This is a genomic window from Agathobaculum sp. TL06 (assembly GCF_054658635.1).
Genome location: NZ_BAAGGY010000014.1, coordinates 1 through 18,484, shown reverse-complemented (window position 1 = coordinate 18,484; position 18,484 = coordinate 1). Strand labels below are relative to the sequence as shown.

At 55.2% G+C, this 18,484-nt stretch carries 16 protein-coding genes and 1 tRNA gene; 8 read left to right on the top strand and 9 right to left on the bottom strand.

Annotated features, from left to right (window positions below; all coding sequences use genetic code 11):
• Positions 1-6: 6 nt before the first annotated feature.
• From argH to argF, 7 genes are read left to right on the top strand one after another with little or no spacing between them, the layout of a single operon-like run.
• Positions 7-1,398 carry an argininosuccinate lyase gene (gene argH, locus ACYQ3S_RS09670; RefSeq protein WP_459688775.1) on the top strand — a complete coding sequence of 464 codons (1,392 nt, stop codon included), beginning with the start codon at positions 7-9 and terminating at the stop codon, positions 1,396-1,398.
• Between the two features lie 17 nt (positions 1,399-1,415).
• Entirely contained in the window at positions 1,416-1,889 is a 474-nt protein-coding gene (locus ACYQ3S_RS09665; RefSeq protein WP_459688773.1) for a YbjN domain-containing protein, read from the top strand.
• 16 nt (positions 1,890-1,905) lie between these two features.
• On the top strand, positions 1,906-2,826 hold the full coding sequence (argC, locus tag ACYQ3S_RS09660) for an N-acetyl-gamma-glutamyl-phosphate reductase (protein WP_459688771.1): 921 nt from the start codon (positions 1,906-1,908) through the stop codon (positions 2,824-2,826).
• Positions 2,827-2,885: 59 nt separating this feature from the next.
• Positions 2,886-4,094 carry a bifunctional glutamate N-acetyltransferase/amino-acid acetyltransferase ArgJ gene (argJ, locus tag ACYQ3S_RS09655; protein WP_459688769.1) on the top strand — a complete coding sequence of 403 codons (1,209 nt, stop codon included), beginning with the start codon at positions 2,886-2,888 and terminating at the stop codon, positions 4,092-4,094.
• Between the two features lie 27 nt (positions 4,095-4,121).
• Positions 4,122-4,994, top strand: coding sequence for an acetylglutamate kinase (argB, locus tag ACYQ3S_RS09650; RefSeq protein ID WP_054326871.1), 873 nt, complete (start codon positions 4,122-4,124; stop codon positions 4,992-4,994).
• 16 nt (positions 4,995-5,010) lie between these two features.
• Positions 5,011-6,192, top strand: a complete 1,182-nt coding sequence (locus tag ACYQ3S_RS09645; RefSeq protein WP_459688767.1) for an aspartate aminotransferase family protein — start codon at positions 5,011-5,013, stop codon at positions 6,190-6,192.
• A complete protein-coding gene (gene argF / locus ACYQ3S_RS09640; RefSeq protein ID WP_054326873.1) occupies positions 6,193-7,104 on the top strand; it encodes an ornithine carbamoyltransferase in 912 nt (303 codons plus the stop codon).
• A gap of 45 nt (positions 7,105-7,149) precedes the next feature.
• Here argF and ACYQ3S_RS09635 read toward each other — a convergent pair whose 3' ends face one another.
• Both ACYQ3S_RS09635 and ACYQ3S_RS09630 read right to left on the bottom strand, forming a co-directional pair.
• Positions 7,150-8,904 (bottom strand): [FeFe] hydrogenase, group A, encoded by a 1,755-nt coding sequence (locus tag ACYQ3S_RS09635; RefSeq protein WP_459688765.1) that lies wholly within the window; start codon positions 8,902-8,904, stop codon positions 7,150-7,152.
• A complete protein-coding gene (locus ACYQ3S_RS09630; RefSeq protein ID WP_459688764.1) occupies positions 8,898-10,730 on the bottom strand; it encodes an NAD(P)-binding protein in 1,833 nt (610 codons plus the stop codon). Before ACYQ3S_RS09630 ends, ACYQ3S_RS09635 begins: the two co-directional genes overlap by 7 nt.
• A 273-nt stretch (positions 10,731-11,003) precedes the next feature.
• Here ACYQ3S_RS09630 and ACYQ3S_RS09625 point away from each other — a divergent pair.
• Positions 11,004-11,079, top strand: a tRNA-Pro gene (locus ACYQ3S_RS09625).
• Positions 11,080-11,129: 50 nt separating this feature from the next.
• On the opposite strand, the gene ACYQ3S_RS09620 is transcribed toward ACYQ3S_RS09625, so the two are convergent.
• From ACYQ3S_RS09620 to ACYQ3S_RS09590, 7 genes are all read right to left on the bottom strand, one after another.
• Entirely contained in the window at positions 11,130-11,492 is a 363-nt protein-coding gene (locus ACYQ3S_RS09620) for a recombinase family protein (protein WP_459688762.1), read from the bottom strand.
• Positions 11,493-11,496: 4 nt separating this feature from the next.
• Positions 11,497-13,206 (bottom strand): recombinase family protein, encoded by a 1,710-nt coding sequence (locus ACYQ3S_RS09615; RefSeq protein WP_459688761.1) that lies wholly within the window; start codon positions 13,204-13,206, stop codon positions 11,497-11,499.
• Between the two features lie 763 nt (positions 13,207-13,969).
• Complete coding sequence (locus tag ACYQ3S_RS09610; protein WP_459688759.1) at positions 13,970-14,446, bottom strand: sigma factor-like helix-turn-helix DNA-binding protein; 477 nt, start codon at positions 14,444-14,446, stop codon at positions 13,970-13,972.
• A gap of 201 nt (positions 14,447-14,647) precedes the next feature.
• Positions 14,648-15,316 carry a hypothetical protein gene (locus tag ACYQ3S_RS09605; RefSeq protein ID WP_459688758.1) on the bottom strand — a complete coding sequence of 223 codons (669 nt, stop codon included), beginning with the start codon at positions 15,314-15,316 and terminating at the stop codon, positions 14,648-14,650.
• A gap of 129 nt (positions 15,317-15,445) precedes the next feature.
• Entirely contained in the window at positions 15,446-16,633 is a 1,188-nt protein-coding gene (locus ACYQ3S_RS09600) for a SpoIID/LytB domain-containing protein (RefSeq protein WP_459688757.1), read from the bottom strand.
• Positions 16,634-16,684: 51 nt separating this feature from the next.
• Positions 16,685-17,149 (bottom strand): hypothetical protein, encoded by a 465-nt coding sequence (locus tag ACYQ3S_RS09595; protein ID WP_459688756.1) that lies wholly within the window; start codon positions 17,147-17,149, stop codon positions 16,685-16,687.
• A 124-nt stretch (positions 17,150-17,273) separates the two neighbouring features.
• Positions 17,274-18,484: amidase domain-containing protein (locus ACYQ3S_RS09590; protein WP_459688755.1), on the bottom strand; the 1,211-nt coding region annotated here is incomplete at its 5' end.

Here is an 18,484-nt window from a genome sequence, read left to right as displayed (position 1 = left end):
CGCGATATGGCAAAATTATGGGCAGGACGGTTTCAAAAGGAAACCGATCTGGTGGTAAACGACTTCAACTCGTCCATCCTGTTTGACTGCCGTTTATATAAGGAAGACATCACCGGCTCGATCGCGCATGCGACCATGCTGGGCAGGCAGGGCATCATCGAGCCGCACGAGGCGGAAAAGATCGTCGAAGGGCTGAAGGGCATCCTCAAGGATATCGAGGAGGGGAATGTGGAGTTTTCCCTCGATTATGAGGATATCCACATGAATGTCGAGCAGCTTTTGACCGAGCGCATCGGCGACACCGGCAAGCGGCTGCATACCGGCCGTTCGCGCAACGACCAGGTCGCGCTCGATATGCGCCTGTACGTCAAGAGCGAAATCCGCGAGATCATCACCATGATCTGTACGTTCATGAAAGCGCTCGCCAAAAAGAGCCGCGAGAATCTGGACGCGGTCATGCCGGGCTACACGCACCTGCAGCGCGCGCAGCCGACCACGTTCGCGCACTACATGATGGCCTATGCCAACATGCTGAAGCGCGATATTACCCGCCTGCAGGACTGCTACGAGCGCATGGATGAAATGCCGCTCGGCTCGGGCGCGCTGGCGTCCACCACCTATCCGATCGACCGCGAGTTCGTCCGGCAGCAGCTCGGCTTCGAGCGGCTGACCGATAACTCGCTCGACGGCGTATCCGACCGCGATTACTGCGTGGAGCTGCTCTCCGCGCTGTCCATTCTGATGATGCACCTGTCCCGCCTGTCCGAAGAGATCATCTCCTGGTGTTCGTGGGAGTTCAAGTTCGTCGAGCTGGACGACGCGTATTCCACCGGCTCGTCCATCATGCCGCAGAAAAAGAATCCGGACGTGTGCGAGCTGATCCGCGGCAAGACCGGCCGTGTGTACGGCAGCCTGACCACCATGCTGACCGTGCTCAAGGGCCTGCCGCTGGCATACAATAAGGATATGCAGGAGGACAAGGAGGCTGTGTTCGGCGCGATCGACACGGTAAAGCAGTGCCTGGAGGTGTTCACCCCCATGTTCTCCACCATGACGCTGCGCCGCGACAACATGCGCAAGGCGGCTTCCGCGGGCTTCATCAACGCAACCGACTGCGCGGACTACCTGACCAAGAAGGGCATGCCTTTCCGCGATGCGTATAAAACGGTCGGCCGGCTGGTCAACCAGTGCATCAAGGCGGATGAAACGCTGGAAACCATGACCATGCGCGATTTTGCCGCGATCTCCAATAAATTTGGGGACGACGTCTACGACGCGCTCGATCTGCGCACCTGCGTGGCCGAACGCAAGGTGATCGGCGGTCCGGCGCCGCAGGAGGTTACCCGCCAGATTGACAAGATCGAAAAGTTTATCGCCGATGTGGAAGACGAAACCTAAACAGATGAGGATTTTGTATGTATATTGAGGATATCGCACAGGTATATGAAGAAGAGGAACTGAACTTCGCCACCGACGAGGAGGAGCAGCGCATCCGCTTCAAAATGAACACCAAGGTTTCGCAAGATGTGGCGTTCAACGCTCGCATTGTCAACGAAACGACCGCGCTGTTTACCACGATCCTGCCGATGAATATTCCGGAAGCCAAGCGGGACGCGGTCGCTCTGTACCTGAATCGGGCGAACTGGGGGCTGCTGCTGGGCAATTTTGAGATGGACCCGAACGACGGGGAGCTTTGCTATCGGGTGGCGGGCTGCTTTGAGGAAAACGAGCCGCTGGCGGACGAGATAGTCCGGCGCATGACCTATGTGGGCTTCAACATGTTTGATAAATATGTGCCTGGCGTATTCGCCATCGTATACGGCAATAAGGGGCCTGTGGAAGCGTACGAGGAGATCGAAGCCGCGGAGCGCGAGGCGCAGGCGGAATGAAAACGGGGAAAGACGGATGAAACCAAAGGTTTATATCGACGGCAGGGAGGGTACCACCGGCCTGCAGATCTATGAACGGCTGGGCGGTCGGGACGACCTCGAACTGCTGCTGATCGACGAGGACAAACGCAAGGACACCGAGGAGCGCCGCAGGTTCCTCAACGCGGCCGACATCGTGTTCCTCTGCCTGCCGGACGCGGCGGCGCGGGAAGCGGTCAGCCTGATCGAGAACGAAACGACCCGCGTGATCGATGCTTCGACTGCGCACCGTACCGAGTCGGACTGGGATTACGGCTTTGCCGAGCTGTCCAAGGTGCACAGGGCTGCGGTCGCGGCCTCCAAACGGGTGGCGAATCCGGGCTGCCACGCGAGCGGGTTTATCTCCTCGGTGTACCCGCTGGTCGCGCGGGAGGTGGTACCCGCGGATTTTGCGTTCACCTGCTCGTCGCTGACCGGCTACTCGGGCGGCGGGAAGAAAATGATCGCAGAATACGAGGATGAAAACCGCGACCCGCGGCATGCCTCCGAGCGGATTTACGGCCTGAACCTGCAGCATAAGCATCTGCCGGAAATGGAATATGTCTGCGGCCTGACCCAGCCGCCAGTATTTGTGCCGGTTGTGGGCGATTTTTACAAGGGTATGGCGACGACGGTCATGTTGCCCTGCGTGGACGCCCGCCGCGTGCAGGAAGCGCTGGAAGCGCACTACGAGGGGCAGCGGCTGGTCACGGTCGCGCCGTTCGGCGGGGAAGAGCCGGTCATATACGCCAATACGCTCGCGGGAAAGGACAGCCTGCGGCTAATCGTATGCGGCCACGCGCGGCAGGCGATCGTGACCGCCCTGTTCGACAATCTCGGCAAGGGCGCGTCGGGCGCGGCGGTGCAGAACATGAATATCATGCTGGGGCTGGACGAAGCCACGGGATTGACGGTATAATAAAAACAGCGTATCCTATCTATTTCGCGCCGCTTCGGGCGGTAAGGAGAAATGCAGCTATGAAAATTATTGACGGCGGCGTGTGCGCCGCAAAGGGCTTTACTGCGGGCAGCATCCGCAGCGGCATCAAGGACAGCCGCGCGGACGACGATACCGCGATTATCTTCAGCGCGTGCGAGTGTACGGCCGCGGCGACCTATACGATGAACCGCGTCAAGGCCGCGCCCCTGTATGTGACGATGGAGCATTTGGAAAACGGCGTGGCGCGCGCGATCGTCGCCAACGCGGGCAACGCCAACGCCTGCGCGCCGGACGGGATGGAAAACGCCCGCCGCATGGCCAAGGCCGCGGCGAAGGTGCTCGGCGTGGATGAGGACGACGTGGTCGTCGCCTCGACCGGCGTGATCGGCCAGCGCCTGCCGGTCGAGTGCATCGAGCAGCACCTGCCCGAAATTGTGCTGGACGGAAACGGCTCGGAAAAGGCCAACCGCGCCATCATGACGACCGATACCAAAACCAAGACCGCGGCGGTCGAGTTCACCATCGGCGGCAGGACCTGCCGCATCGGCGGTATCTGCAAGGGCAGCGGCATGATCCACCCCAATATGGGGACCATGCTGTCTTTCCTGACGACCGACTGCGCGATCACACACGAAATGCTGGCCGAGGCGCTGCAGGAGAACGTGCGCAAGACCTATAACCGCGTCACGGTGGACGGGGACACCTCCACCAACGACATGTGCGTGGTGCTGGCCAACGGACAGGCGGGCAACGAGCTGATCGAGTGGCAGGACGAGGAGTACCAGGCGTTCTGCAAGGCGCTGAACGAGGTCAACACCCGTCTGGCGCGCCAGATCGCGGCGGACGGCGAGGGCGCGACCAAGCTCGTGACCTGCACGGTCAAAAATTCCCGCTCCGAGGAGGCGGCCGAGCGGCTGGCCAAGGCGGTCGTGGGTTCCAACCTGGTCAAGGCGGCGATGTTCGGCGCGGACGCCAACTGGGGCCGCGTGTTGTGCGCGATGGGCTACTCCAAGGCGCCGTTCCGGCCGGAATATGTGTCCGTGGCGTTCGAGTCCGCGGCGGGCTGCGTGGCTGTGTGCGAAAAGGGCGCGGCGCTCGATTTTGACGAGGCGCTCGCCAAGCAGGTGCTCTCGGAAAGCGAGATTACCATTCAGGTGGACGTGGGCGAGGGGACGGACTGCGCGACCGCGTGGGGCTGCGACCTGACCTATGATTATGTAAAGATCAACGGCGATTACCGGACCTGATTAATAAACGAAGAGGAACGAGACAAGATGGATACACAACTGGATGCAGAGCTGCGGGCCAAAATACTGGTTGAAGCGCTGCCGTTTATTCAAAAATATTACGGGCAGACGGTTGTCGTCAAATACGGCGGCAACGCCATGATTAATGAGGAGCTGAAAGACGCGGTCATTCATGACTTGGTGCTGCTCAACCTGGTCGGCGTCAAGGTGGTCGTGGTACACGGCGGCGGGCCGGAGATCTCGGATATGCTGAAAAAGATCGGCAAGGAGTCCCGCTTTGTTAACGGCCTGCGCTACACCGACCGCGAGACCATGGATATCGTGCAGATGGTGCTGTGCGGCAAGGTCAACAAGGATCTGGTGACGCTGCTGGAAAAAGCGGGCGGCCGCGGCGTCGGCCTGGGCGGCATGGACGGCGGCATGTTCCAGGCAAAGCGCCTGACCGACCGCACCGGTACGGATTACGGCTATGTAGGCGACATCGTCGAGGTCAATCCGGCGCCGGTGATCGATATGCTGGAAAAGGGCTATATTCCGGTCGTCTCGACCGTCGCGCAGGGAATCGACGACGAAACCAATTACAACATCAACGCGGATACCGCGGCCTGCAAGCTGGCGGTCGCGCTGGGCGCGAAAAAGCTCATCCTGTTGACCGACGTGCGTGGGCTGATGCTCGATCCGGAGGACGAATCGACGCTGCTGCGCTTCCTCAAGGTTTCCGAGGTACCCAAGCTCATGCGCGACGGCGTTATCAAGGGCGGCATGATCCCCAAGGTGGACTGCTGCGTCGAGGCGGTGCGCAAGGGCGTGGAAGCGGCCAATATCCAGGACGGGCGCGTCAAGCACTCCATCCTGATCGAATTATTATCCAAAGTGGGCGTCGGTACGATGTTCCAGTGAGAAAGAAGCGAGGAAAATGACCTACCAAGAACTCAAGGCCGAGGAAAGCAAATATGTGATGAACACCTACGGCCGTTTCCCGATCGCGCTCGACCGCGGTGAGGGCGCGACGGTATGGGACGTCGAGGGCAGGAAGTATATCGACCTGGCCTCGGGCATCGGCGTCAACTGCATGGGCTACAACAACCAGACCATCATTGACGCGATCACCGCGCAGGCGCACAAGCTGATGCATGTTTCCAACCTGTTCACGACCGAGCCTATGGTATGGGCGGCGAAAAAACTGGTGGAGAAAACGCATCTGAACGGCAAGGTGTTTTTTGCCAATTCGGGCGCGGAGGCGAACGAGGGCGCGATCAAGCTGGCGCGCAAATATTCGTTCGACAAGTACGGCGAGGGGCGCTACAAGATCGTCACGCTCGTCAATTCCTTTCATGGCCGCACGGTGACCACGCTCAAGGCCACCGGCCAGGACCGTTTCCATAATTATTTTTTCCCGTTTACCGAGGGCTTTGATTACGCGGAGGCAAACGACTTTGATTCGGTCCGCCGCAAAGCGGACGATATGGCGTGCGCGGTCATGCTCGAGCTGGTGCAGGGCGAGGGCGGCGTGCTGCCGCTCGAACCGGCATTTGTAAAGCAGGTCGAGGCGCTCTGCCGCGAAAAGGACCTGCTGCTCATCATCGACGAGGTGCAGACCGGCGTCGGCCGCACGGGCAGCCTGTTCTGCTTCCAGCAGTACGGCATCCGTCCGGATGTCGTCACGATGGCCAAGGGGCTGGGCGGCGGCATGCCGGTCGGCGCAGTGCTGGCCGCGGAAAGCTGCGCGGGTGTGCTGACCCCCGGTACGCATGCGACGACCTTCGGCGGTACGCCCATCGTGTGCGCCGCGGTGAACGCGGTTCTCGATACCGTGGGGGAGGGGCAGTTCCTCGCTGCGGTCAGGGAAAAGGGCGAGTACCTGAAAAACGGCATCCTGTCCATCGGCTCCCCCAGCATCCATGGCGTGCGCGGCATGGGGCTGATGCTGGGCATCATTGTGGACGAGGGTAGGCACACGGCCTTTGCCAATAAACTGATTGAAAAAGGCGTGCTTGCGATCACGGCGGGCAAAAACGCGGTGCGCCTGCTGCCGCCGCTGACCATATCCAAGGAAGAAATGGATGAGGCGCTGACCATTATGAAAGAGGTGTTTTAATTGAAGCATTTGCTCAAGCTGCTCGACTGCTCGACCGAGGAGATCATCGGTCTGCTCGACCTGGCCGACCAGCTTAAATATGAAAAGAAGCACAATATCTCCCACCGCCATCTGGAGGGCAAAAGCCTGGGCATGATCTTCCAGAAGTCCTCCACCCGCACCCGCGTCTCATTCGAGACCGGTATGTATCAGCTCGGCGGCCAGGCGCTGTTCCTGTCCAACCGCGACCTGCAAATCGGCCGCGGCGAGCCGGTGCAGGATACAGCGCGCGTGCTGTCCCGTTATCTGGACGGCATCATGATCCGCACCTATGAACAAAAAGAGGTCGAGGACCTTGCGGGCTACGGCACCATCCCGATCATCAACGGTTTGACCGATTTCTGCCATCCCTGCCAGGTGTTGGCCGACCTGATGACCATTCGCGAGAAGTTCGCGGTGCTCGAAGGGCTGAAGATGTGCTACATCGGCGATGGCAACAACATGGCCAACTCCCTGATCGTCGGCGGCCTCAAGACCGGCATGAAGGTATCGGTCGCCACGCCCGAGGGCTACCGTCCCCATCCGGAGGTTATGGCGTTTGCCGGCGCCAATCCGGATTTCTCCATCACGGACGACCCGATGAAAGCCGCGGAGAACGCGGATGTGGTTATCACGGACACCTGGGCCTCCATGGGCATGGAGGCCGAAAAGGAAGTGCGCATGCAGGCGTTCCAGGGCTATCAGGTGAACGACGAGCTGCTCGCCGCCGCCAAGCCGGGCTGCATGGTGCAGCACTGCCTGCCCGCCTACCGCGAGCAGGAGATCACGACCAAGGTGTTTGAGGAGCATGCGGACGAGATCTTTGAAGAGGCGGAAAACCGTCTGCACGCGCAAAAGGCGGTCATGGTCACGCTTATGGGCAGTCGGGAATAAATAAAAAAGAATGCGCGCCGCTTTTTAGCGGCGCGCATTCTTTTTTTATCGGTTTTGCGGCATCTGCCAGGCAAAATGGTTGCAGTGGAGCAGGTGTTCGGCCTTTTCCGAACAGGGTTCGCCTAATTCTTCCTGATACAAAGCCTGCACCGCGGGGTTTTCATGTGAGAAACGCAGGTCAGCGTGCCGGTCGAGGTCGTACAGCACATTTCCGCGCCAGACCGCCTTTTCGCGGTCGGTTCCGTCGATCGGTTGGCCGCCGCCGCCCGCGCAGCCGCCCGGGCAGGCCATGATCTCAACAAATTCATACTTCACCTCGCCGCGCTTGAGCGCGTGCAGCAGGTGGCGCGCGTTGGCCAGACCGCTCGCGACCGCGCAGCGCAGCGGGGTGCCGGCGAGGTCAAAGGTCGCTTCGCGCCAGCCGCCGCGGGTAATATTGCCGCGCACATCGTGGAACGCGTCGGCCGGCGGATTCTCGCCGGTGGCAAGGAAATAGGCGGAACGCAGGGCAGCCTCCATCACGCCGCCCGTTGCGCCAAAGATCACGCCGGCGCCGGTACCATCGCCCAGCGGCGAATCAAACGGGGATTCGGCGAGCACGGGTACGTCGATATGCTCGGCGCGCACCATGCGCGCAAACTCGCGCGTGGTCAGCACCAGGTCGACGTCCGGACCGGCGGCGGTGGACTGCATGCCAGGCAGCTCGCACTCCGCTTTTTTCGCCACGCAGGGCATGATGGAAACGCTGAAGATCTTTTCCGGCGCGAGGCCGAGGCGTTTTGCCAGCCAGGTTTTGCTGACCGCGCCGAACATCTGCTGCGGGGATTTTGCCGTGGACAGGCGTCCGGTCAGCTCGGGGTATTGGGACTTGAGGAACCGCACCCAGCCGGGGCAGCAGGAGGTGAACATCGGCATGTCGGAAAGGTCGCCGTCCCGCAGGCGGTGCAGCAGCTCGGTACCCTCCTCCATGATGGTCAGATCAGCGGAGAACGTTGTGTCATAGACGTATTCCGCGCCCATTTTGCGCAGGGCGGTAACCAACTGGCCGATGGTCGCCGTGCCGGTGTCCATGCCGAACGCCTCGCCCCAGGCCGCGCGGACAGCGGGCGCAATCTGGACGACTGTGACCTGGTCCGGATTGGCGAGCGCGGAAAATGCCTTGGCGGTGTCGTCCCGTTCGCGCAGCGCGCCGGTCGGGCAGTGGGTGATGCACTGGCCGCACAGCGAGCAGTCCGCTTCCTTGATGAAACGGTTGCCGGAGACGTCAATGGTCGTGCGGGCGCCCGAGCCGCTGACATCCCAGACGGAAAGCGACTGCACCTTGTCGCAGACCTGCACGCAGCGCATACATTTGATGCACTTGTTGACATCGCGGAACAGGGGAAACGTGGTGGTCCATCCCAGCTTTTTCCCGCGCGCAAGATCAGCGGGGTAGGGGATGTTCAGAACGCCCAGGTCGGTCGCAACCTTCTGCAGCTGGCAGGTACCGGAACGCACGCAGGTCGCGCATTTATTGTCGTGCTGAGACAGAATCAGTTCGACGTTGGTGCGGCGCGCCTGGCGGACCCGCGGCGAGTTGGTATGGATGACCATACCATCGCGCACCACGTTGTTGCAGGAGGGGACGAGCTTGCCCTCGCCCTCGACCTCGACGCAGCAGACGCGGCAGGCGGAGATCTCGTTCAGGTCTTTGAGATAGCACAGGCTGGGGATTTCGATATCGACGCTGGCCGCGGCGTCCAGGATTGTCGTTCCGGCGGGAACCGAAACCGGAATATCATTGATCGTAAGGTTTACCATTTGGACGTCCGCCCTCCTTTGAAGATGCCATAGCCGAAATGGTCGCAGCGCAGGCAGCGCGAGGTCTCCTGCTGGGCTTCCTCTTCGGTCATGCCGCATTTGACAAGTTCAAAATTATCGATGCACTCCGCGAGCGGGCGGTTCTTCAATTCCACGCGGCCGCAGGCGGGGGAGTTGGTCAAATGGGCGGGCGGGATGTCCACATCGACCGTGATGACATGGTGGTATCCGAGGTGCTGGTCGATATTGGCGGCCGCGACCTTGCCGGCCGCAACCGCGCGGATAACGGTCGCGGGACCGGTGACCGCGTCGCCGCCCGCAAACACATGGGGCGTGTTGGGTACGAAAGCATCGGACTCCGCCTGGATCTTGCCGCGGACAACAGGGGTGACCTGCTCGAACGGCTTTGCGTCAATCGCCTGGCCGATGGCGACGATAACGATATCGCAGGGGATGCGGAACAGCGGTTCCCGCGCGTTTTTCGGGCGCGGACGCCCATCCGAGCCATACTCGCTGATGATCTGCGGACGGGTCCAAAGCGCGGTAACATGGCCGTTTTCATCCGCTTCGATGTGATCGGGCGCCTGCAGGGGAAGAATCTGGCAGCCCTCGCCCTGCGCGTCCTCGATCTCCTCCGCGAGCGCGGTCATATCGGCGACGCGGCGGCGGTAAACACAGGTGACGGATTCCGCGCCCAGCCGGATGGCGGTGCGGGTGGCATCCATCGAGACGTTGCCGCCGCCGATCACGCAGACGCGCTTGCCCTTGAAATCCGGCGCGCGGCCCTCGCCGATATCACGCAGGAGCTGGACGGCGGCGTATACGCCATGGCTGTCCTCCCCCTCGATACCAAGCTTTTTGTCGTTATGCGCGCCGATGGCGATATATACCGCGTCGAACTGTTCCTCAATATCGGAGAACGCGATGTCGCGGCCGATGGCGGTATCCGTATGTACCTCGATGCCGGTGGAGAGGATAAAGGAGATGTCCGCGTCCAGCTTCTCCTGCGGCAGGCGGTAGTCGGGGATGCCGTAGCGCAGCATGCCGCCGAGCTGCGGCCGCTGGTCGTATACCACCACCTGATGCCCCATCAGGGAAAGGAAATAGGCGGCGGAAAGCCCGCCTGGGCCGCCGCCGATCACGGCGATGCGCTTGCCGGTGGACGGAGCGCAGGGGGGCGGCGTTTTGCCGGTCGCGTGGTCGCAGGCAAAGCGTTTGATACCGCAAATATTGACCGCGTCGTCCACCATGCGGCGGCGGCAGCGCGCCTCGCAGGGATGCTCGCAGACATAGCCGCAGACCGTGGGGAACGGGTTGTCCTTGCGAATCAGGCGCACCGCGTCGTCATACCGGTGCGCGCGGACCAGGGCGATGTAGCCGGGGATATCCACGCCCGCAGGGCAGAGCGCCACACAGGGGACCGGCTGGTTCAGGCCGAACAGGCAGCGGCCATGCTCCACATGCGAAAGATAGTCCTCGCGGAAGCCCTGCACGCCCTGCAAAACCATGCGCGCGGCTTCGTAACCGATCGCACAGTCTGCGGTATCCTGGATAACGCGGGCGGTTTTTTCGATCAGGTCAATGGTTTCGACTGTGGCGGTGGAGTCAAGCACACTTTCGAGAAGCGAGGTGAGCTGGCCGAGCCCAATGCGGCACGGAACGCATTTGCCGCAGGTCTGCGCATGGCACAGGCGAAGGAACGAGAGCGCCATATCGACCGGACAGAGGCCCGGGGGGCTTGCGCTCAGACGACGCTCAACATCGCGGTACAGGCTTTCGACAACTGTCTGCGCGCGGCCAGGCGTCTCGATGGATAATCTGCTCAATTTACATCCTCCCTCGATGAATATTTTATACATACATACAATTGAATCATAGACCAATTGCAGAGAAAAGTCAACTGCGAAACCGATACCGCGCAAAAAATTGGAAATACCGGACCTCTGGATCAGGGTGGGAAAGGGGGATGGATTGCCGCAAAATCGAGGATAGGAGAGGGAAGAAGCGCGTTTTTGCGCAAAGCGAAAGCTCTTGACAGGGAAGACCGGTATTTGGTATACTTTTTATCAGAACATCTTAGCATAACAAAATTTCATTATCCGGGTGTAGCGCAGCTGGTAGCGCGCCTGCTTTGGGAGCAGGATGCCGCAGGTTCGAATCCTGTCACTCGGACCAATGCGAATGGTGATACAGTATTTGAAAATGCTGTATCACCATTCGCTTTTTTATTGCTGCAAGCAAATGGTGGATGCGGTCAGCATGACTTGATCCTTTATGGAGACCACGCCGACACCGAGCTCTTGCAGACGCTTCATATACATATAAGCGTCCGGGCTGCTGCGGCATAGCCGGGTCATACTCTTTACGACCACAGTATCCATCCGTCCTTCTGCGGCGGCCTGTGTGACCTCCCGCAGTCCGGGGCGGTCCGGGAAAACACCGCTTCGGATTTCGCGGGTTTCGCCGGTAATCACCCATCCCTGCTCTTTGGCCCAGCAGCGCAGATACTCCATCTGGCAGTCCAGCACTTGGCTTGTGCCGCCCCGGTCGATCCGTCCGTAAAGCCAGACACGCTTTGGTGTTGCCATGTGCTCACCCCGCTTTCTCGGCAGGGACGTAGCTGACATAGACGCCCTTGCGTGTGTTCATGGTGATGTCCGGCATGGGGAGCGGCAGGGCCTGCGGGATGGAGACGACGCCGACACAGTGATAGTGAATGGAGAGCTTCTGCTGCCACACGCCGTCCACCTTTTCCGCCTGATGAACCTCGATTTTTTCAATCAGCTCATTGAGCATCCTCGGGGTCAGCTTCCTGGCCCGCGTATATTTGCGGACGGCGGAGATGAACATATCCGCCGTGACGGTCTTGCTTTTGGTACGCTCCACAGCGTCCTGCAAGGCTTTTATTTTATCCCGCAGCTCCTTTTGCTCCGCCTCATACTTGGACGACATCCGAGCAAACCTCTCGTCGGTGATCTTGCCCGCTACATTGTCCTCATAGAGACGTTCAAACAGGCTGTCCAGCTCCTTGTCACGGTAGATGGTGGCGTCCAGCTCCCGGAGTGTGGTGCGCACCTCGTCCGCAGCGGCTTTCTGAGAGAAGCCCATCATCAGCTTGGCGAACTCTTTTTCATAGTGACTGACGAACTTCGTCAAGCGCCGGATTTCCGCCAGAATGACCTGTTCCAGAAAGTCAGCCCGGATGTAGTGGGTTGAGGTGCAGGTTCCACGGTTGCCCTTGTAGTTGGAGCAGTTGAAGTAGGTGATTTCTGGATTTCCCTGGTTGAAGTGGAAATGCAGATTGCTTCCGCAGTCGGCGCAGACCAGCAGGCCGGAAAACATATTTTTCTCACCCTCATGGGTCCGGCGCTTGCGGATTTTTCCTCGCTTCTCTTGAATCTTCTCCCACGCGGATCTCTGGATGATTGGCTCATGCACATCCAGGAAGATGGCCCAGTTCTCACGGTCATTCTCCAGCCGCCGCTTATTTTTGTAGGACTTGGAGTAGGTCTTGAAGTTGAGCACGTCCCCGCAATATTCTTGAAGCGTCAGGATTCGGGTGATGGTGGAGCTGTTCCAGTGGCAAGGGTCATATTTGGGAGCCTTGCCGGGCCGGTGGATGCCCTTTTGCTGCCAGTAAAAGCGCGGCGTCAGGATGCCATCCTTAGAGAGCGCGTCCGCAATTTGCTCCACACCGCAGCCGTCCAGGCTCATGCGGTAGATGCGACGGACCACAGCGGCAGCTTCCTCGTCAATAATCCAACGCTTGGGATCATCCGGGTCTTTCTGGTACCCATAGGGGGGCTGGCCCATCGGTTCCCCCGCGTTGCCCTTGATTTTATTGCTGATGCGGCGCTTCTTGCTGATGTCACGGCTGTACCATTCGTTAAATAAGTTTTTGATCGGAGCAAGCTCATTTTCACCCTCGTCCGTGTCGATGTTGTCAGAGACGGAGACAAAGCGGATGTCATGCTCCGGGAAAAAATCCTCCATCAACTTGCCGACCTCAATGTAATTCCGTCCCAGGCGGGAAAGATCCTTCACAAACACGGCGGAAGCCTTGCCCTGCTCGATTTCTGCCAGCATCGCTTGGAAGCCGGGACGTTCCATCGTAACTCCGGAGATGCCGTCGTCATAGAAGTGAAGCAGGTGGGTATAACCTTTTTCTTTGGCAACTTTCGCCAGCAGCTTCTTCTGGTTCTGTATGCTGTAACTATCGCCTTCAAGATTGTCGTCACGGGAGAGACGTTCGTATAAAATCGCTGTGTTCTCTCGGGTGATTCTGCTTTTTGACTGTTTCATAAAGCCTCCTTTCCGGCAGTCAAACAAGCAGTATTTACAAAATGGTTATACCACAGCAGACTGCCGCTGTCACGGATGCGGCGGACTATTCAGTGCAAGCCTCGGCCCGCAACAGGTTGAGCAGAAGAGAAGTGAGCGTTTCCGCCCCCTCCTCTTGAAAGACAGGCTCTACAAGAAACGTCCGGCCCTGGATATGGTAGGTGGCGGACGCAGCAAGTTCCTTACTTTTGGGGGCAGGCGGATGTTTGTCCCGCCCCCGTATAGATTTGAGGGGATATGCCATGATCTACCTCCCAAATAGAGAAGCAGCTGCGCCGGAAAGGGATGTGTCTGCATAAGCATAAAGCAGCAGCTCTCCGGCGCGGCTGCGTTTAGTGCGTTTAGTTTTTGGGGGACATTTCCGCCGTATTTGCCACGCACCCCCGGCGATGGGAATGTTGCAGGCCGCCCCTGGCAGGGCTGTCATAGCTCCACAGCGTCGCTCGAAACGTGCGCCGCAGGGCTCCCCCTCTGACGTGGGAGGTCGTTACGAAAGTCTCATTATGTCCCCGCGCTGTCGTCGCGCCCGGTATGCCATGCCGGGTCTAAGGACTGCGTTGATCGCTCGGCCAGCTTGTCCATCACCTCCTGAAGCTGGCTGTCGTGGCGGCGCTCCTTATGCCGCTGTTCACGCGGGGTTGTGCCTGCAATACTGTTTATTCAGTTGTACTAGAAGGGACTAAAAAATATGTCCTTCACTAAGCACGAAAAATGGGCCTGTTTGTTAAGTAGTTTTGAATGTCTTTTTGAGTTTTTTTCTTGCAGTATGAAGCGTGAGGGATATTCCGGCCTTCGATACCCCCTCCAATTCCGCAATCTCAGTTACACTTTTCCCCTCGGCGTAGCGCATCCACATGCGGCGGAATTGTGTCGTGCTCAGGCAGCTCCTGATCTTTTGCATGAGCATAGTGCGATCCGCATCCCTGGCCGCCAGCTCGATGGCTCCAAGCATCAGCTCCTCTAGGGATGGCTCGGCGGCATCCAGCCGCTCATCCAACGGCAGGACATGATCGTAGAAACCACGACCGGCCTTCTCTGCGGCATGATAGTCGTGGTCGGACCATTCCTTCCATTTTTGAAATTCTTCCTCATTGGCGAAGTCGGCGCGTGTTAGCCGGATGTGTACATCAGTAACGCTCCTGCAAACAATGGCATTCCGATCATACTTATTTAGGGTGTAATCGCTTCTACGGTCATACATTATAAAACTTCCTTTCAGTTTTATTATGGTATTAAAACTGAAAGGTGGGGGGGAGCGACACTTAGCTGTCCTTCTGTAAAATATATAATATATTGTAAGATGTAAAATGCGGTACCCTCTCTAAAAAGGGCACCGCATTTTATTTAGTAGGGGCTAGATTCCTCGAGAACTAACATATTTTACACTACTAGCTTCTGGTATTTATCTTTTGAGAACCTCGATTTCTCCAGATATATATTCTGTTTTATCGCCATTGTTTTTAATCGATACTCGATAGGTACCAGGAACTTCGAGTGTATCAATGAAAGCAATCTTTCCTCCATGATCTTTAGTAATTGTGATGGGTGCCGAGAAATCAGTTGTACCTACAAAGCCGACATCGAAATGACGTTCATGATCTTCCACATCGATAGTTAAAAGAATATACTCATCTTCAGCAACGTCAAAGTCGTCCCCATTGCCCTGGTAATAATGTTTTGTCTGTCCAGCTTCTAGACGGCTACTTCTTATGCTCCAAGATCCAGTAGTTCGACTTCCAATCGTTGGTTGAGTACCGACCGTAGAATTATATTCGTCCTCAGAAACTTGACGTATGCCATCTTGACTGGCAATAAAATACATAAATTCGCTTGAGTCGGTCGCTTCCGTCGTTTCATCAATCGTGGCAGTATCATTACGTGATGTGTGGCCAGTATATTCGGACTCTGTGACCTGAATTCCATCAACAAAATAGAGATATGACCCACCATCGGAAGCTGCCTTTACTTCATCTCCAATTTGAGGGACTTCAGATGCAAAGGCAACCGTACATAAGGTTACAACCGCTAGAGCAAGGGTTCCAATATAGGCCAGATATTTGCGCTTTTTCATAATACATACTCCTCTCGTTTAATAGGCTTACTATATACATCTAGATATTCTAAACCATATTGGTGCCCCCTCCTCGGTTGATTTAAAAATACATACTCAATAGTAAGAATATGTATTTTTATATTACTGTCAAAAAGCGTATTGAGAGTTCATATCATATTCAAACTTCTCAATATCACCATCCGATTTATCGGAATTAGAATAGAAGTAATCACAAATGTCGAACCAGTCATAACCGCTGTACTCAGCCAAGTCACCTGCGTAATTCTGCCCAATCATTCCAGACCCTCTGCCTGTTGAGTCTCTATTATACTGTGTTTCGAACATTGAGCCATCGCTGTTAACAATACCTACTCCGCCGACAGCGTTGATTGCGTCAGTGCTTCTTGGGTATTCAGAATCTTTTACATAGTGCTGATCTCTGGTATCATCGTAGACATCAAATCCCTCGCCCCAATATTTGTAATAGTAGCAATGAAACCATCCATACATTTTTACTGCCATAGCTCCAGCCTTAAGAGACTCATATGGCGAAGTAGAAGCAACCCATTCATTTGGCAAGACATTTTTTACATAATAGTAGAATTCCATTGTATCAATCTCTCCGACGACGCCATTTTGCCTCTCGGAAATCATAACACGAATCGTCGAAGGGATAGGGCAATCGTTCGGATCGTATGATGCATACGTCTCGAAATTCTGCAACAGGGCCTCTTCGCCACTCAGAGTTGTTCCGTTAAGACGAGCGTGCTGAATAATAGTTTGCTGCTCTTCAGAACCATCATCAAATGCAATGCCCTTTCTCTGCATCTCATCAATATTTGCCTCAGACCATTGAAGAAGCTTATATTCATTATTGTTGTCACGTCCAAAAATGAAGATAAAGAAGTTAGTTCCCGTGAACATTTCGCGGTTGTCTTCCTTGGCATCGAGATCCATCGATACATAATAGGTAACTAAATCAGAAAAATCGCTATATGTGCCATAATCAACAAAGGCGATTGTTCCATCTGCTGATGGAATTTCTTTGTATTGGAGTAGATTTAGAGATTCAACATTCCAAAATCCAATATTGTCTTTTGCATTTTGCGTACTTGCTGGGCCGAAGAATAAGTTTTCTAAGCTTTCGTTTAAATTTCCGGCAGTTAGAGAAATAAATGCATCATAATCTGCATTCGAGATAGAGGTTGTGACATCTTGCATAATATTCACAATTTCTGCATCTGTGGAATCTTGGGATGCTTCCGCTGCAAGCGCATGAACAGGATACGTTAATACGAGACATAAAATTAAGCATGCTGAAATTACGCGTTTCATATGGCCCTCCCATTTCTAAATATAAGTGATTCTATTTTCAATAAACTATCTTTACGCTTCTTCGCCTTCGGTTGTAATAGTCAGAGACTCGCTCTGTGCGCCGCTCCAAACGGTTACTGTTGCCTGTGCACGATACTCGTATCCAGAGGTGATATTGACTGACCTACTAAGGCTTAGCATCTCGTCATATTCAGAGAGAGACCAGTTGCCGACCGTCTCCCATCCTGTCCCGTCATTTTCTTGAATTTTAAGTATGATCTGACATCTGGTAGTTGAATCCATATAGCCGCTTACATATGCAGTGGCAGTGGCGTTCCCTCCTCGTACACTGATAATGCAATAGCAATTGCTAATCAATGTCATCCTCTGTAGATTTGAAAGCTGACTCGTTGAGGGTACAGGCGCTTCTGATGACGCGGCATGTGCAGAGATGGATGTAGATGCTACTATCATCATGCATAAAAAGATTGCTACACCTGGAATGAACTTTTTGCGCAAAATTGTTTTTGTAAACATCGGAAACCACTCCTTTTAGCTGTTTGCATATTATAACGATCACATAATGTAAATGGGGACTCACCAAATGACAAAATTTAAAGGGTGGGTTCTTGGGACGATACCTAAGAGCCCACCCTTGTTTTTACTCTATGGGAGCCTTATCCATTTCATATCCGTAAAGATAAAACCCTCGATCATAGCAATATTCAAGCGAATAAGGATCACCATTTGCTAATTCACGGAATCTGTCGCTAGTATGTTGTGCAAGCTCTTTCCCCGAATCTCCAGTTCCTCTATTTTGTACAATAATTGCGGTATGGTTAATATCTCCGTCTTGTTCGAAATCCATAGATACGGCATCACCAATTGTTAGGTCGGCCGAGGAAGAAGCCACACCAGCTCTCTTTCTCCAGTGCTCATAAAAATTGGAGGCAGCTCCCCAAGAGTTAGAAGGTTTTGAATCGGTATAATACCAATTTTTATTATCCATATGCGGCAAGAGAATTCCGCTCTTACGTGTACCCATACCACCAGCGACTAAACATTGAGAAACAAAATTCGTACAATCTTGCCATCCTCTTCTTGTAGCAGACTGCCCTGGAACACCATCCTCTAAGTCATTATAATCGTTTGTTGTAGTCGAATAGCCATTATATTCTGCATAGTATGGGTAATCGTCGTTATTAGTTTGATCCCACCAAGTAGACGCATATGTCCTTGCCGCTGACGAACTATAACCATTTGCGTAGGTCTCGATTCGGTCCAACAATTTCAGTTCTTCTAGTTCTACTAATGAAGGAATATTTCCACTACTCTCTGTGCCGCTATCGGAAATTGGCATCAAGGATTCTAGCTCAGCGTTAGAAGCACTTCTGCTACTAACTGTAGCAAGAATATTTTCATTCTTGCTAATATTCTCATACAAATCCATGAATCCAGCAAAGTCTTGAATTTCTTTTGTTAAACCACGATCAGTACCCTCGTATAGAGCAAAACTAATTGCATATTCCTGAAAATCTGAAGAATCTGGCGATGTACTTATACCAATTTCTTGAGCTCTTTCGGAAATATAGTTATAAGCATTCGGATACTTTTCAATCGCTTCATTTGCGTCAAGCAGAGGTTCTTTATAAAGCCTTACTTCGAATCCTTCATAGGAGAATGGAGTATATTCGACGGCATCTGATGTAATAGTTGAGTTTTCTAATGCCATTTGCCTAGCGGTATTTATCCCGTCCGAGTCGCTTGCAGCAAATGCTGTAATTACACAAGGAGATAGGATAGATAGAGTAGTTACGCATGCAATAATCTTTTTTACTTTCATAGCAACAGTTGATGATCTATTAAGGAGGC

Coding starts and splice junctions, on each gene's coding strand:
- argC (WP_459688771.1), top strand. CDS start 1,906: ATGAAACCAAAGGTTTATATCGACGGCAGGGAGGGTACCACCGGCCTG.
- argB (WP_054326871.1), top strand. CDS start 4,122: ATGGATACACAACTGGATGCAGAGCTGCGGGCCAAAATACTGGTTGAA.
- ACYQ3S_RS09620 (WP_459688762.1), bottom strand. CDS start 11,492: ATGGCAACACCAAAGCGTGTCTGGCTTTACGGACGGATCGACCGGGGC.
- ACYQ3S_RS09635 (WP_459688765.1), bottom strand. CDS start 8,904: ATGGTAAACCTTACGATCAATGATATTCCGGTTTCGGTTCCCGCCGGA.
- ACYQ3S_RS09610 (WP_459688759.1), bottom strand. CDS start 14,446: ATGTATGACCGTAGAAGCGATTACACCCTAAATAAGTATGATCGGAAT.
- ACYQ3S_RS09615 (WP_459688761.1), bottom strand. CDS start 13,206: ATGAAACAGTCAAAAAGCAGAATCACCCGAGAGAACACAGCGATTTTA.
- ACYQ3S_RS09665 (WP_459688773.1), top strand. CDS start 1,416: ATGTATATTGAGGATATCGCACAGGTATATGAAGAAGAGGAACTGAAC.
- argJ (WP_459688769.1), top strand. CDS start 2,886: ATGAAAATTATTGACGGCGGCGTGTGCGCCGCAAAGGGCTTTACTGCG.
- ACYQ3S_RS09605 (WP_459688758.1), bottom strand. CDS start 15,316: ATGAAAAAGCGCAAATATCTGGCCTATATTGGAACCCTTGCTCTAGCG.
- argH (WP_459688775.1), top strand. CDS start 7: ATGGCAAAATTATGGGCAGGACGGTTTCAAAAGGAAACCGATCTGGTG.
- ACYQ3S_RS09595 (WP_459688756.1), bottom strand. CDS start 17,149: ATGTTTACAAAAACAATTTTGCGCAAAAAGTTCATTCCAGGTGTAGCA.
- ACYQ3S_RS09600 (WP_459688757.1), bottom strand. CDS start 16,633: ATGAAACGCGTAATTTCAGCATGCTTAATTTTATGTCTCGTATTAACG.
- ACYQ3S_RS09645 (WP_459688767.1), top strand. CDS start 5,011: ATGACCTACCAAGAACTCAAGGCCGAGGAAAGCAAATATGTGATGAAC.